This is a genomic window from Streptomyces tagetis (genome assembly GCF_018069565.1).
In the GTDB taxonomy this organism is placed as follows: domain Bacteria; phylum Actinomycetota; class Actinomycetes; order Streptomycetales; family Streptomycetaceae; genus Streptomyces; species Streptomyces tagetis.
The window spans coordinates 407,161-421,266 of record NZ_JAGPNL010000003.1 but is presented as its reverse complement, the minus strand read 5'-3'; the positions used below and the strand labels follow the sequence as shown (position 1 = coordinate 421,266).

12 protein-coding genes are annotated in these 14,106 nt (G+C 74.3%); 8 read left to right on the top strand and 4 right to left on the bottom strand.

Features of this window, described 5'->3' with window-relative positions; translation table 11 throughout:
- The first annotated feature begins 341 nt into the window (after positions 1-341).
- Genes J5Y05_RS13945 through J5Y05_RS13930 form a run of 4 tightly spaced genes read left to right on the top strand, consistent with a single transcriptional unit; the run spans position 342 to position 4,884 of the window.
- Complete coding sequence (locus J5Y05_RS13945) at positions 342-1,322, top strand: NTP transferase domain-containing protein (RefSeq protein ID WP_210872118.1); 981 nt, start codon at positions 342-344, stop codon at positions 1,320-1,322.
- Positions 1,322-2,746: a molybdopterin molybdotransferase MoeA gene (locus J5Y05_RS13940; RefSeq protein WP_210872116.1), complete on the top strand. Its 1,425-nt coding sequence runs from the start codon at positions 1,322-1,324 to the stop codon at positions 2,744-2,746. The genes J5Y05_RS13945 and J5Y05_RS13940 overlap by 1 nt, the downstream gene beginning before the upstream one ends.
- Positions 2,743-3,840, top strand: a complete 1,098-nt coding sequence (locus J5Y05_RS13935; protein WP_210872114.1) for a potassium channel family protein — start codon at positions 2,743-2,745, stop codon at positions 3,838-3,840. The genes J5Y05_RS13940 and J5Y05_RS13935 overlap by 4 nt, the downstream gene beginning before the upstream one ends.
- 60 nt (positions 3,841-3,900) lie before the next feature.
- Positions 3,901-4,884: an NAD(P)H-quinone oxidoreductase gene (locus J5Y05_RS13930; RefSeq protein WP_210872112.1), complete on the top strand. Its 984-nt coding sequence runs from the start codon at positions 3,901-3,903 to the stop codon at positions 4,882-4,884.
- Positions 4,885-4,987: 103 nt separating this feature from the next.
- Here the strand turns inward: J5Y05_RS13930 and J5Y05_RS13925 are convergent, their stop codons facing one another.
- Positions 4,988-5,656 carry a hypothetical protein gene (locus tag J5Y05_RS13925; RefSeq protein ID WP_210872110.1) on the bottom strand — a complete coding sequence of 223 codons (669 nt, stop codon included), beginning with the start codon at positions 5,654-5,656 and terminating at the stop codon, positions 4,988-4,990.
- A gap of 413 nt (positions 5,657-6,069) precedes the next feature.
- Here J5Y05_RS13925 and J5Y05_RS13920 point away from each other — a divergent pair, with 413 nt between their 5' ends.
- Entirely contained in the window at positions 6,070-6,609 is a 540-nt protein-coding gene (locus J5Y05_RS13920) for a bacterial proteasome activator family protein (protein ID WP_210872108.1), read from the top strand.
- A gap of 76 nt (positions 6,610-6,685) precedes the next feature.
- Here the strand turns inward: J5Y05_RS13920 and J5Y05_RS13915 are convergent, their stop codons facing one another.
- Positions 6,686-8,311: a protein kinase domain-containing protein gene (locus tag J5Y05_RS13915; protein ID WP_210872107.1), complete on the bottom strand. Its 1,626-nt coding sequence runs from the start codon at positions 8,309-8,311 to the stop codon at positions 6,686-6,688.
- A gap of 346 nt (positions 8,312-8,657) precedes the next feature.
- On the opposite strand from J5Y05_RS13915, the gene J5Y05_RS13910 reads away from it, so the two are divergent.
- Positions 8,658-10,247, top strand: a complete 1,590-nt coding sequence (locus J5Y05_RS13910; RefSeq protein ID WP_210872105.1) for a protein kinase domain-containing protein — start codon at positions 8,658-8,660, stop codon at positions 10,245-10,247.
- 90 nt (positions 10,248-10,337) lie between these two features.
- Here the strand turns inward: J5Y05_RS13910 and J5Y05_RS13905 are convergent, their stop codons facing one another.
- Together J5Y05_RS13905 and J5Y05_RS13900 are read right to left on the bottom strand one after the other, a co-directional pair.
- On the bottom strand, positions 10,338-10,784 hold the full coding sequence (locus J5Y05_RS13905; protein WP_210872103.1) for a pyridoxamine 5'-phosphate oxidase family protein: 447 nt from the start codon (positions 10,782-10,784) through the stop codon (positions 10,338-10,340).
- Between the two features lie 128 nt (positions 10,785-10,912).
- Entirely contained in the window at positions 10,913-11,569 is a 657-nt protein-coding gene (locus tag J5Y05_RS13900; RefSeq protein WP_210872101.1) for a response regulator, read from the bottom strand.
- 352 nt (positions 11,570-11,921) lie between these two features.
- On the opposite strand from J5Y05_RS13900, the gene pdhA reads away from it, so the two are divergent.
- A complete protein-coding gene (gene pdhA, locus J5Y05_RS13895) occupies positions 11,922-13,118 on the top strand; it encodes a pyruvate dehydrogenase (acetyl-transferring) E1 component subunit alpha (protein WP_210872099.1) in 1,197 nt (398 codons plus the stop codon).
- A gap of 1 nt (position 13,119) precedes the next feature.
- A complete protein-coding gene (locus J5Y05_RS13890) occupies positions 13,120-14,106 on the top strand; it encodes an alpha-ketoacid dehydrogenase subunit beta (RefSeq protein ID WP_210872097.1) in 987 nt (328 codons plus the stop codon).

Sequence of the window (14,106 nt, the reverse complement as noted above, 5' to 3'; positions counted from 1 at the left end):
CGTCCCCTCGCCGGGTGCCCGGTAGGTGGGCGGTCCCGCGTGCTGTGACGGGGGCGCCGGCCTGCTGGCCTCTGTCGCCCGTGGGGGCCGGTCCGCGAGGCCCGTCCGGCTCGCTGGGCCCGGTCCGCGTGTCCTGGCGTCGCCAGGGCCGCCCGCCGGGTGACCGGTACGTGGGCGATCCCTCGCCGCGTGTCCGGTGCGCGGATGCCCTCGCCGGGTGACCGCGCGTGCACGGTGCCACGTCCCGCTCGTGGGGTGGACGACCCCGCGTCACGGACCCGGCCCCGGGAGGAAGTCGCCCCCGCGTTCCCTGTGATCGCGTGGACACGCATACTCGGGGGGTGACCGCGTACGAATCGCCCGGTGACCCAGGAGCCGGCCCCGCCCCCGCGCCGGGGACGGCGGCCGTCGCGTACGACGCCGTCGTGCTCGCCGGAGGGGCCGCCCGGCGGCTCGGCGGCGCGGACAAGCCCGGTCTCCGCGTCGGCGGCCGGGCCCTGCTCGACCGGGTGCTCGCCGCCGGCGCCGGGGCGCGCACCACCGTCGTCGTCGCCGACCCCCGCCCCACCGCCCGGCCCGTGGTCTGGGCGCGCGAGGACCCGCCGGGCGGCGGACCGCTCGCCGCGTTCGCCGCCGGACTGCGGCACACCACGGCCGAGCACGTCCTCGTGGTCTCCGCCGACCTGCCCTTCCTCGACGCCGCCGTCGTCGGCCGGCTGCTGGCGGAACTCGCCGCGGGCCCCGCCGACGCCGTGCTGCTCACCGACGCCGAGGGCCGCGACCAGCCCCTCGTCGCCGCCTACCGCGCACGCGCGGTGCGCCGTGTCCTGGCCGGGCTCGCCGACGACCACGGCGGTCTGGCCGGGCTGCCCCTGCGCCGGCTCACCGCCGCACTCCACCTCAGCCGCGTCCCCGACGCCGTCGCGTCCTTCGACTGCGACACCTGGGACGACATCGCCACCGCAAGGGCACGTATCAGGGAGCATGGTCACGTGTTGGATGAATGGATCTCCGCAGCCAAGGACGAGCTGGGCATCGACCTCGACGTCGACATCCCCCTCCTGCTCGACCTCGCCCGCGACGCCGCGCACGGTGTCGCCCGCCCGGCCGCCCCGCTGACCACCTTCCTCGTCGGCTACGCCGCGGGGCGGGCCGAGGGGGGACCGCAGGCGGTCGCCGACGCCGTCCGCAAGGCCGAGGCACTCGCCCTGCGCTGGGCCGAGGAGGCGGCGGAGACGGCGCCCCCCGGCCAGGCCACGAGCGCCGTCCCGCCGGGCGGCAACGGAACCGGGGCGAGTCCCGACAGCCAGCCGGACCTCTGATGTCCGCCCCGGGCACGCGGGCCGGCGAGGAAGCGGACGATCTCGGCGCCGAGGAGGCACTCGCCCTGGTGCAGGAGAACCCCCGCCCGCACACCCGCGGCACCCCGGCCCGTACGCCGGACTCCCGCCACCGCGCCATGCCCTGGCCCGAGGCCCGCGCGACCGCCGAGCGCGCCGCGCGCGCCGCCGTCCGCGCGGCCGGCCGCGCCCCGGTTCCCGTCTCCCTCGACGCCGCCCTCGGCCTCACCCTGGCCGCCGCCCTGCCCGCCCTCACCGACCTGCCCTCCTTCGACACCTCCGCCATGGACGGCTGGGCGGTCGCCGGACCGGGTCCCTGGACCGTCCGCGAGGACGGTGTGCTCGCCGGGCACACGGCGGCCCCGCCCCTCACCGACGGCGAGGCCGTCCGCATCGCCACCGGCGCCCGCGTCCCCCCGGACACCACGGCCGTCCTGCGCACCGAGCACGGACGCACCGAACACGGCCGTACGGACCGTACGGAGCAGGGCCGGGCCGAGCCGGGCCGCACCGGGCACGGAGCCACCGAGCCCCGGCGCGCGGACGGGCCCGACCGGCTGCACGCCACCCGCGAGGTCGTGCACGGCCAGGACATCCGCCCCCGTGGCCAGGAGTGCCGGGGCGGCGACCAGTTGCTGTCCATCGGCACCCTGGTCACCCCGGCCGTGCTGGGGCTGGCGGCGGCGGCCGGTTACGACGCCCTCGACGTCGTCCCCCGGCCCCGCGTCGACCTCCTCGTCCTCGGCGACGAACTGCTCACCTCCGGACTGCCCCGCGACGGCCTCATCCGGGACGCCCTCGGCCCGATGCTGCCCCCCTGGCTCAGGGCCCTGGGCGGTGAGACGGGCACGGTCCGCCGGATCGGCGACGACGCCGAGGCCCTGTACCGGGCGATCACGGAATCGGCCGCCGACCTGATCGTCACCACCGGCGGCACCGCCGCGGGCCCCGTCGACCACGTCCACCCGGTCCTGGCTCGCATCGGCGCCGACCTGCTGGTGGACGGCGTCAGGGTGCGCCCGGGGCACCCCATGCTGCTGGCCCGGACCGGGGAGGCCCAGTACCTCGTCGGGCTGCCCGGCAACCCCCTCGCCGCCGTCTCCGGCCTGCTCACGCTCGCCGAGCCGCTGCTGCGCACCCTCGCCGCGCGGCCCGCCCCCGAGCCCTGCGCGCTGCCGGTACGGGACGCGGTGCCCGGCCATCCGTACGACACCCGGCTGGTCCCCGTCGTACTGCGCGGCGGCGGCGCTCTGCCGCTGCACTACAACGGTCCGGCCATGCTGCGCGGTATCGCGGCGGCCGACGCCCTGGCGGTCGTCCCGCCGGGCGGCGTGCCGCCGGGGCAGGAGACCGAGATCCTCGACCTGCCCTGGGCGGCCGGTGGAATCGGAGTGTGTTTCACGTGAAACTTCCGGGCCAGGACGCGATCGCCCGCCAGGCGGACGAACACCTCGTGACCCACCGGGTGAAACTCCCGAGGAAGGCGGTGGAACGGCCGTTCCGCCAGGTCGCCAAGCGGCTGTCGATGGCGGTGCTCGTCCTGATGGTCACCTCGGTGATCGTCTACGCCGACCGGGGCGGCTACCACGACGGCGCGGGCGACTCCGTCGACTTCCTCGACGCCTGCTACTACGCCACGGTCACCCTCTCCACCACCGGGTACGGCGACATCACCCCGGTCGGGGACGCCGCCCGGCTGACCAACATCCTCGTCATCACGCCGCTGCGGGTGCTCTTCCTGATCATCCTCGTCGGCACCACGCTGGAAGTCCTCACCGAACGCACCCGGGAGGAATGGCGCCTGAACCGCTGGAGGTCCGCGTTGCGCGACCACACCGTCGTCGTCGGCTTCGGTACGAAGGGACGCTCGGCGCTCCAGACCGTCTGCGCGACGGGGCTCCGCAAGGAGCAGGTCGTCGTCGTCGACCCGAGCAGCAAGGCGATCGACGCCGCCACGAACGACGGCTACGCCGGGGTGGTCGGCGACGCCACCCGCAGCGACGTACTGAAGCGGGCCGAGGTCCAGCGGGCCCGGCAGATCATCATCGCCACCCAGCGTGACGACACGGCCGTCCTGGTGACGCTGACCGCCCGGCAGATCAACCGCGGCGCGAAGATCGTGGTCGCGGTCCGCGAGGAGGAGAACGCGCCGCTGCTGAAGCAGTCCGGCGCCGACGCGGTGATCACCAGCGCCAGCGCCGCCGGCCGGCTGCTCGGGCTCTCCGTGCTCAGCCCCGCCGCCGGCATGGTGATAGAGGACCTCATCCACCAGGGCACCGGGCTCGACCTCGTCGAACGGCCCGTCATAAAGGCCGAGGTGGGCCGGAACCCGCGCGAGCTGGACGACCTCGTGGTGAGCGTCCTGCGCGGACACCGGGTGCTCGGCTACGACGATCCGGCCGTCGGCGGACTGGAACTGACGGACCGCCTGATCACCATCGTCCGGGCCACGCCGGGCCGGCAGGTGACGCCCGACATCCGTCCGCTGCCCCGCGACTGACGGGGCGTCCCTTCCGCCACGCCGGTTCCCGGAACGTGGCGGAAGGGTAGCGTCGGCCCCATGCATGCGATCACGATTCCCGAACCCGGAGGCCCCGAGGCGCTGGTGTGGGCCGAGGTCCCCGATCCGGTGCCCGGCGAGGGCGAGGTCCTGGTCGAGGTGGCGGCCAGTGCCGTCAACCGGGCCGACCTCATGCAGCGCATGGGCTTCTACGACCCGCCGCCCGGCTCCTCCCCCTACCCCGGCCTGGAGTGCTCCGGGCGCATCGCCGCGATCGGCACCGGCGTCTCCGGCTGGGCGGTCGGCGACGAGGTGTGCGCGCTGCTCGCGGGCGGCGGATACGCCGAGAAGGTCGCCGTCCCGGCCGGACAGCTCCTGCCGGTGCCCGAGGGCGTCGGCCTGACGGAGGCGGCGGCGCTGCCCGAGGTGGTCTGCACGGTCTGGTCGAACGTCTTCATGGTCGCCCACCTGCGCCCCGGGGAGACGCTGCTCGTGCACGGCGGCTCCAGCGGCATCGGCACCATGGCGATCCAGCTCGCCAAGGCCGTCGGCGCGAAGGTCGCCGTCACGGCGGGCACCGCGGCCAAGCTGGAGCGGTGCGCCGAGCTGGGCGCCGACATCCTGGTCAACTACCGGGAGCAGGACTTCGTCGCCGAGGTCGAGCGGGCCACCGGCGGCGCGGGCGCCGACGTCATCCTCGACAACATGGGCGCCAAGTACCTCGACCGCAACGTGCGGGCCCTCGCCGTCAACGGCCGCCTCGCGATCATCGGTCTCCAGGGCGGCGTGAAGGGCGAGCTGAACATCGGGGCGCTCCTGGCCAAGCGCGCCGCCGTCAGCGCCACCTCGCTGCGGGCCCGCCCGCTGGAGGAGAAGGCGGCGATCGTGGCGGCCGTACGGGAGCACGTCTGGCCGCTGATCGCCGGGGGCCACGTGCGTCCGGTGATCGACCGCGAGCTGCCGCTGAGCGCGGCGGCGGACGGGCACCGGGTGCTGGAGGAGAGCGGGCACATCGGCAAGGTGCTGCTGATCGCCGGTTCGTAGCGGCTGTGCCGGGCGGGCCGGGGCCGTAGGGGCGGGGCTCGCGGCGTCGGGTCCGCCCTGCGATCGCACGGCACACGGCCGGGCGGGACAACACGGACCGGCCCTAGTGGCGGTGCGGAGGGTGGCGCAGGCGGAGGCCGACGAAGGCGAGGGCCAGGCCGAGGCCGACGAGGACCAGTCCGGTGCCGAGCGGCAGCAGCCGCCGGACGGGCGCGGTGGCCGCGGCGGGCGTGGCGGTCCGTACGTCCGTGGCCCGCGGGGTCTCGGAGGGTACGTGGATCGCCGCGGAGGGCGGTACGGCGGTGTCCGGGTCGTCGGGGAAGCCGCTGCCGCCGCCCTGGGCGTCGCCGTCCTCGGTCTCGTCGCCGGTGTCGTCTCCGGTGTCGTCTCCGGTGTCGTCGTTCTCCTCCGGTTCCGGGCGTCCCGGCCGCTGTCGTCCCTCGCCGGGCCGGCTGCCCGCCCGGGACGGCTCGGCCGGGGCGGACGGCGACGCGGTGGAGGCGGAGGGGTCGGCGGACGGCGGCCCGGGGGCGTGGGCCGGTCCGCCGCCGGGGGCCGCGGTGGGGTCCGTACCGTCACCGTCCTGCCCGGCGCCCTCGTCCCCGCCGTTCCCGCCGTCCCCGTCCTCGGCGACTCCGGTGCCGCCGCCGTCCCCGGGACCCGGCGGATCGTCCCGGCCGTCGGCCTCCTCCCGGCCCGCCTGGCCGCCACCGTCGGCGTCCCCGGCCGCCGTGCCCACCGCGTGCGGGGCGGCACCGCCGGGCGACGGCACCCCCGCGGCCGACCCGGCCGACCCGGCAGCCCCGGCAGCCCCGGCAGCCCCGGCAGCCCTGGCAGCCCCGGCCGACCCGCCGACCCGCACCACACCGGCACCGGCCCCAGCCCCAGCCCCGCCCACCAGAGCCCCCGCCCCGTGGGCCTCCGCCGGAAAGGGGGCCGTCAGGAGGCTGCCCAAGGTCAGCGCGCCCGCGAGGCCCGTCGCGTGCAGGGTGCGGCGCCATGGAGTCATGCGGGGACCCCTCCCGGTCCGTCGGTGTGGTCGACCCCGGTCCGTCGGCGCGGTCGACGGGACAAGCGTCACATTCCCCGGACCTCGCGGCATTCCGGATGCCGCCGAACGCGAGAAGGTCTCCGGCCCGGGGGGCGCCACGTGAACCGGCCTGCCGGGTGCGCGACAATGGAGGCATGGAGATGCCGAGGAACGACAGGTCGCCGGAGAAGCCCCAGATCCTGGTCGTCGGCCAGGACGGTATGGCGCTGAGCGGCGGCGGTGACGGCGGCGAGGATCGGGAGATCCCGGTGACGGAACAGGTCGAGCAGCCTGCCAAGGTCATGCGGATCGGCAGCATGATCAAGCAGTTGCTCGAAGAGGTGCGGGTCGCGCCGCTGGACGAGGCGAGCCGGGTCCGGCTCAAGGAGATCCACGCCAGTTCCGTCAAGGAGCTGGAGGACGGTCTGGCGCCCGAGCTGGTCGAGGAGCTGGAGCGGCTCTCGCTCCCCTTCACGGACGACGCCACACCCACCGACGCCGAGCTGCGGATCGCCCAGGCCCAGTTGGTCGGCTGGCTGGAGGGGCTCTTCCACGGCATCCAGACCACGCTGTTCGCCCAGCAGATGGCCGCCCGCGCGCAACTGGAGCAGATGCGCCGTGCCCTGCCGCCCGGCGCCGGGCACGACGGCGAGGAGCCCCACCCCGGCGGTCGTACCGGCGGGCCCTACCTCTGAGACACCCCCACCGCACCCGCGTGTGCGAAGGGCCCGGCAGCCGAGGCTGCCGGGCCCTTCGTCGTGGGCGGGAGGGTCAGGAGGCGGGGTTGCCCGTCGAGACCTTGAGCTGGATCTCGGGCATCTCGTCGGGGTCGACGTCCGTGCCCGCCGAGGGGAACTGGTCCCGGACCGAGCCCTCGCCGTAAGTGTTCTCGTCCACGTGGACGATCTTCATCTGCCAGCCCGCGGCCTGGAAGCACTCCTTGACCGAGTCGATGTGCTTGAAGGTGAAGTCGGGGACCTTCACCTTGTCGGGGTCGTTGTACGACTCGTCGGGCTCCGTGCACTTGTCGGAGTCGATCGTCTTGCTCGTGTCCGGCCCCCGGTAGCCCTCGGCCTTCGACGCCGGGGCGGACGCGGAGGCGGATTCGCCCCCGGCCCCGGAGTCATCGCCGCCGTCCCCGTTGGCGTACAGCACCGCGCCGACCACGCCGCCGGCCACCAGCACGGCCCCCGCGACCAGCCCGACGAGCAGGCCCCTGCCGCTCCGGCCGCCGCCACGGGGCGGGGGCCCGACGGCGTACGGCGGGGGCGTCGGCGTGCCCTGCTGCGGGTAGCCCGCGGGGTGCGGCGTCGGGTACCCGCCCTGCTGCGGGTAGCCGTAGGACGGCGCGGGCGCCGGGGTGCCGTACGGGTGCTGCGGCGGGACCGGCTGGTAGGGCGTCTGGACGGGGCCCGTGGGCGCCGGGGTGCCCTGGCCGACGGGCGGGAAGACGGCGGAGCCGACGCCCGCGCCGCTGCCGGTGGCGGCGCCCGGGACGATGCTCGGCGGGGCCGCCTGGACGGAGGCCGCCACCCGCAGGCACTCGGAGCGCATCGCCTCGGCGCTGGGGAAGCGTTCGTTGGGGTTCTTCCGCAGCGCGCGGCCGATCAGCGCGTCCACGGCGGGCGGCAGCGAGCGGTTCACCGAGGAGGGGGCGACCGGCTCCTCCTGCACGTGCGCGTAGGCGATGGCCAGCGGCGAGTCCGCGTCGAAGGGCAGCCGCCCGGTGACCAGTTGGAAGAGCATGATGCCGACCGAGTACAGGTCGGAGCGGGCGTCCACGCCGCGGCCGAGGGCCTGTTCCGGCGAGAGGTACTGCGGGGTGCCGACGACCATGCCGGTCTGCGTCATCGAGGTGACGCCGGACTGCATGGCGCGGGCGATGCCGAAGTCCATCACCTTGACCACGCCGCGCTTGGTCACCATCACGTTGCCCGGCTTGATGTCCCGGTGGACCAGGCCCATCTCGTGGCTGATCTCCAGGGCCGCCAGCACGTCGGCGGTGACCTTGAGGGCGTGGTCGACGGGCATGGCGCCCTGGCGGCGGATGTCCTCGTCGAGCACGGAGCCGAGCGGGCGGCCCTCGACGTACTCCATGACGATGTACGGCGTGGTCAGTCCGTCGACGTCGTCCTCGCCGGTGTCGAAGACGGAGACGATGTTGGTGTGGGTGAGCTTCGCCACTGCCTGGGCCTCGCGGCGGAAGCGCTCGCGGAACGCCTGCTCGCGGCCCAGCTCGGTGTGGAGGGTCTTGACCGCGACCTGCCGGTCCAGCACCGCGTCGTACGCCAGGTGGACCGAGGCCATGCCGCCTTCGCCGAGCAAGTCGCGAAGCTGGTACCGGCCGCCGGCGAGAGCGCGCCCCGCGTAACGGCCCTGTCCGCCGTCCTGGCTCATGATCCGTGTCCCCCGTCGGCGCTCCGGCGCCGGAGGCAGCGACGCGAGCGCTCGTTGATCGAAAGTGTTATTCCGGGCCAAGTCTGCCCCAGGGCACCGACACGTCAAGCGCGGTGCCCGTTCCGTGACCGTACGCGAATGAAGCGTCGCGGAAGCGTTACAGCGGGCACACGGCAGGTGTGCGGGATTTGCACGACGGCGCGGGGGCGGGGTTTCATGACCGGTCCGTCTCGTGCCGGTCCTGGCGCCCATCTCGGACCGGAGGCCCCTGCGAAGGCTGTAGCGTGGCCGACGGAGACCGTGACAACACCGCGCGCATCGCGGGCAGAAACGACGGCGAGGACTGATGGCACAGCAGCAGCGCGCCCAGGGCCCGTCCGACCCCGAGGCGACTGGCGGCGGTACGTCTGACGCGCCGGAGGCCTGGGGGAACGGCGGACTGGTCGGCGACGGCCGGTACCGGCTGACGCACAGACTCGGCCGGGGCGGCATGGCCGAGGTGTTCGCCGCCGAGGACGTGCGGCTCGGGCGCACCGTGGCGGTGAAGCTGCTCCGTGCCGATCTGGCGGAGGACCCCACCTCCAAGGCCCGCTTCACGCGCGAGGCGCAGTCCGTGGCCGGTCTCAACCACCATGCCATCGTGGCGGTGTACGACTCCGGCGAGGACATGGTCGGCGGCCAGTCCGTGCCGTACATCGTCATGGAGATCGTGGAGGGGCGCACCATCCGCGACCTCCTCCTCAACGCCGAGGCGCCCGGCCCCGAGCAGGCCCTGATCATCGTCACGGGCGTCCTGGAGGCGCTGGCCTACTCGCACCAGCACGGCATCGTGCACCGCGACATCAAGCCGGCGAACGTGATCATCACGCACAACGGCGCCGTGAAGGTCATGGACTTCGGCATCGCCCGCGCCCTGCACGGGGCGTCGACGACGATGACGCAGACCGGCATGGTCATGGGCACCCCGCAGTACCTCTCCCCGGAGCAGGCCCTCGGCAAGCCGGTCGACCGCCGCTCCGACCTGTACGCCACCGGCTGCATGCTCTACGAACTCCTCACGCTGCGCCCGCCGTTCACCGGCGAGACCCCGCTGTCGGTGGTCTACCAGCACGTCCAGGACATCCCCACGCCGCCCTCCGAGGTCTCCGACGCCTGCCCGCCGGAGCTGGACGGGCTCGTCATGCGCTCGCTGGCGAAGGAGCCGGACGACCGGTTCCAGACCGCCGAGGAGATGCGCGGTCTGATCCAGTACGCGCTCCAGATGCTCTACGACCAGGGCGGTCACACCGGCACCTGGAACACCGGCCCGGTCGACATGCACGACGGCCGGCACACCCCGGCGGGCGGCATGGCGGGCACGACCGCGCTGCCCCACCCGGACATGGGCGCGGGCACCACGCAGATCCCCCAGCCGATACTCCCCGCCGGCTACGGCGGGCGCGACGACGGCGGCTTCGAGGGCCACGGCAACGCGGGCGGCGGCCGGGGCAAGCTGTGGGTGCTGGCCGTGCTCGCGGTGATCGCCGTGGTCGCGGGAGTCGCCCTGGCGCTGAACAACGGCGGCGACGGCACGAGCGGCGACACCGGCACCAGCCAGTCGCCCACCACCTCGCCGACCGCCCGGAACGACGAGCCCAGCGAGACGCCGAGCGACGAGGCGACCGAGCACACCACCGACCCCAACGCCGGCCAGGGCGGCAACGGCGGCGGCTACGGCGGCGGCTACACCCCGCCGTACACGCCGTCCTACCCGCCGACGCAGCCCACCACGCAGGAGCCGAGCGACGACGTGCCGGACGACCAGACGCCGCCGACCTCGCCGTCGAACGAGCAGCCGGGCGGCGGCCAGACCTCGAACCCCTCGCCGCCGGTCACCCCGCCGGGTGAGGGCGAGGAGGACCCCGGCGGCGGCGTCGAGAACCCCGGCGGCGGCTGATCCGAGCCCGCCGTACCCGAACCGCCCACCGCGCGCGTGCGCCCCGACGACGGGGAGCACGCGCGCGGCGCGTCGGGGGGTGTACGGCGCTCAGCGCTCGCCGGGGGCGGCGGGCCGCAGCGCGGAGGCGCACTGCTGCTCCGGGACGCCGTCCGCGGCGTGCACGGTGCCGAAGCGGGGCTCGATGCGCAGGTAGACGGGGTCGTACGGTTCGCCGTCCACCTGGAGCGGGGCCGGCCCGAACCGCTCGATCTCGGCGGCGGTCGGCTCGTGCGGCTCGCAGCGGCCCACCACCTGCGCGGCCCACAGCCCCTCGCCCGGCCGGGCCGAGCCGAGGTTGTCCGAGCCGTAGGCGACGACGCTCCCGGCGCAGACCTCGTGGTATCCGCAGCTTCGGGGCATGCGCAGCAGGACGTGGCCGTCGGCCACGATGTGCCGCGCGAAGGCGAGGGTGGGCAGGGCGCGCAGACTGGTGGCCGCCCGGCCGTAGGCGGTGCGGCCCAGCAGGCCGACCGCGAGCTGTTCGTCGGAACGCATGCACTCACTGTGCGTGAGCGGACGCGTTTCGCACAGAGTCGCCCGCCCCCGGTGCGGGGGGACGTAAGTCCCGAATGCGGCGGACCGGGCGGGTGGCCGGCACCCGTACGGCGGACCGGCCGGCCCGGTCAGCGGTGTTCGGCCTGCATCCGGGCGACGAACGCGGCGGCCTGGGAGCGCCGCTGCATCCCCAGTTTGGCCAGCAGGCTCGACACGTAGTTCTTGATGGTCTTCTCGGCGAGGTGCAGCCGCTCGCCGATGGCGCGGTTGGTGAGCCCCTCGCCGATCAGCTCCAGGATGCGCCGCTCCTGCCCGGTGAGCCGGGCCAGCCGGTCGTCGCCGCGCCGCTCGCCCTCCCGCAGCCGGCGCAGCACGCGCGCGGTGGCCGAGGGGTCCAGCAGCGACCGGCCGGCGGCGACGTCCCGGACGGCGGAGAGCAGCTCGGTGCCGCGGATGTCCTTGAGGACGTAGCCGGCCGCCCCGGCCATGATCGCGTCGAAGAGGGCCTCGTCGTCGGAGAAGGAGGTGAGCATGAGGCACCGCACGGACTCGTCGCCGGAGCGGATCTCGCGGCAGACCTCCACCCCGCTGCCGTCCGGCAGCCGCACGTCCAGCACGGCCACGTCGGGGCGGGCGGCGGGGATGCGCGCCAGGGCGTCGGCCGCCGTCCCGGCCTCGCCGACCACCTCGATGTCGGGCTCGCCGGCGAGCAACTCGTGCACCCCCCGGCGGACCACCTCGTGGTCATCAAGGAGGAATACCCGGATTTGTTCACATTCGCGCACGGAGTCAGTCTCACACACCGACTCTTCCCGTGCCCGGGGTGCCCGGGATAACGTGCCGTTGTTCCGGCCCCCTGCAAGGCTGTTGACCAGCACTGTTCCGGACTGTGCCGATTTACTTGGAAACCCAAGTAAAAACGCAGGTCAGGCAGGGTTTCACAGAAATGTGGAGCACTGGGTAACGTGCCTTGTGCAGGGCGCTCGCCGGGGCACCTGTCACGCCTGACTCCGTCCGGTCCGCACCCACCCTGTGCGTCGGAGGAGCTCGGGCGAGCCGCTCCCCCATCTCCTGAACGGAGCCGGGGGAATCCCAGCACCCGGCGAACCCGGGCGCCGGACCGACGGAGGAGCACACGTGACCGTGGAGAGCACTGCCGCGCGCAAGCCGCGACGCAGCGCCGGAGGCAAGGCCAGTACCACCGGCACCAAACGCACCACCCGCACCACCGCCAAGAAGGGCTCCGAGACGCAGCTCGTGCAGTTGCTGACGCCCGAGGGCAAGCGCGTCAAGAACGCCGCCGACGCGGAGTACGCGTCGTACGTCGACGGCATCACCGCCGACGAGCTGCGCGCCCTCTACCGCGACATGGTGCTGACCCGGCGTTTCGACGCCGAGGCCACCTCCCTCCAGCGCCAGGGCGAGCTGGGCCTGTGGGCCTCGCTGCTCGGCCAGGAGGCCGCCCAGATCGGCTCCGGCCGGGCCACCCGCGAGGACGACTACGTCTTCCCCACCTACCGCGAACACGGCGTCGCCTGGTGCCGCGGGGTGGACCCGACCAACCTCCTCGGCATGTTCCGCGGGGTCAACAACGGAGGCTGGGACCCCAACGGCAACAACTTCCACCTCTACACGATCGTCATCGGCTCCCAGGCGCTGCACGCCACCGGCTACGCCATGGGCGTCGCCAAGGACGGCGCCGACTCGGCCGTGATCGCCTACTTCGGCGACGGCGCCTCCAGCCAGGGCGACGTCAGCGAGGCGTTCAACTTCGCCGCGGTCTACAACGCCCCCGTCGTGTTCTTCTGCCAGAACAACCAGTGGGCCATCTCCGAGTCCAACGAGAAGCAGACCCGGGTGCCGCTCTACCAGCGCGCCCAGGGCTTCGGCTTCCCCGGCGTCCGCGTGGACGGCAACGACGTGCTCGCCTCCCTCGCGGTCACCCGCTGGGCCCTGGACCGGGCCCGGCGCGGCGAGGGCCCGGCGCTCATCGAGGCGTTCACCTACCGCATGGGCGCCCACACCACCTCCGACGACCCCTCCCGCTACCGCCACGACGACGAGCGGGCCGCCTGGGAGGCCAAGGACCCGATCCTGCGCCTGCGCCGCCACCTGGAGGCCGACGGCCACGCGGACGAGGCGTTCTTCGGCGAGCTGGAGGCCGAGAGCGAGGCGCTGGGCAGGCGGGTGCGCGAGGTGGTCCGCGCCATGCCGGACCCGGACCGCTTCGCCGTCTTCGAGAACGTGTACGCGGACGGGCACGCGCTCGTCGACGAGGAACGGGCCCAGTTCGCCGCCTACCAGGCGTCGTTCGCGGACTCCGAGGGGGTCTGAGATGTCGCAGACGGTGAAGAACCTGGCCCTGGCCAAGGCGATCAACGAGTCGCTGCGCCGCGCGCTGGAGACGGACCCGAAGGTCCTCGTCATGGGCGAGGACGTCGGCAAGCTCGGCGGCGTCTTCCGGGTGACGGACGGGCTCCACAAGGACTTCGGCGAGGACCGCGTCATCGACACGCCGCTCGCCGAGTCCGGCATCGTCGGCACCGCCATCGGCCTGGCCCTGCGCGGCTACCGGCCGGTGGTGGAGATCCAGTTCGACGGCTTCGTGTTCCCGGCCTACGACCAGATCGTCACGCAGCTCGCCAAGATGCACGCCCGCTCGCTGGGCAGGGTCAAGCTGCCGGTCGTCATCCGCATCCCCTACGGCGGCGGCATCGGGGCGGTCGAGCACCACTCCGAGTCCCCCGAGGCGCTCTTCGCCCACGTGGCGGGCCTCAAGGTGGTCTCCCCGTCCAACGCGTCGGACGCCTACTGGATGCTCCAGCAGGCCATCCAGAGCGACGACCCGGTGATCTTCTTCGAGCCCAAGCGCCGCTACTGGGACAAGGGCGAGGTCGACACGGAGGCCATCCCCGGCCCGCTGCACACCGCCCGCGTGGTCCGCGAGGGCACCGACCTCACGCTCGCCGCGTACGGCCCGATGGTGAAGCTCTGCCGGGAGGTCGCCGACGCGGCGGCCGAGGAGGGCCGCTCCCTGGAGGTGCTCGACCTGCGCTCGGTCTCCCCGCTCGACTTCGACGCCGTCCAGGCGTCGGTGGAGAAGACCGGCCGGCTGGTCGTCGTGCACGAGGCGCCCGTCTTCTTCGGCTCGGGCGCGGAGATCGCCGCCCGGATCACGGAGCGCTGCTTCTACCACCTGGAGGCCCCGGTGCTCCGGGTCGGCGGCTACCACGCCCCGTACCCGCCGGCCCGCCTGGAGGAGGAGTACCTGCCCGATCTGGACCGGGTGCTGGACGCCGTCGACCGCTCGCTGGCGTACTGA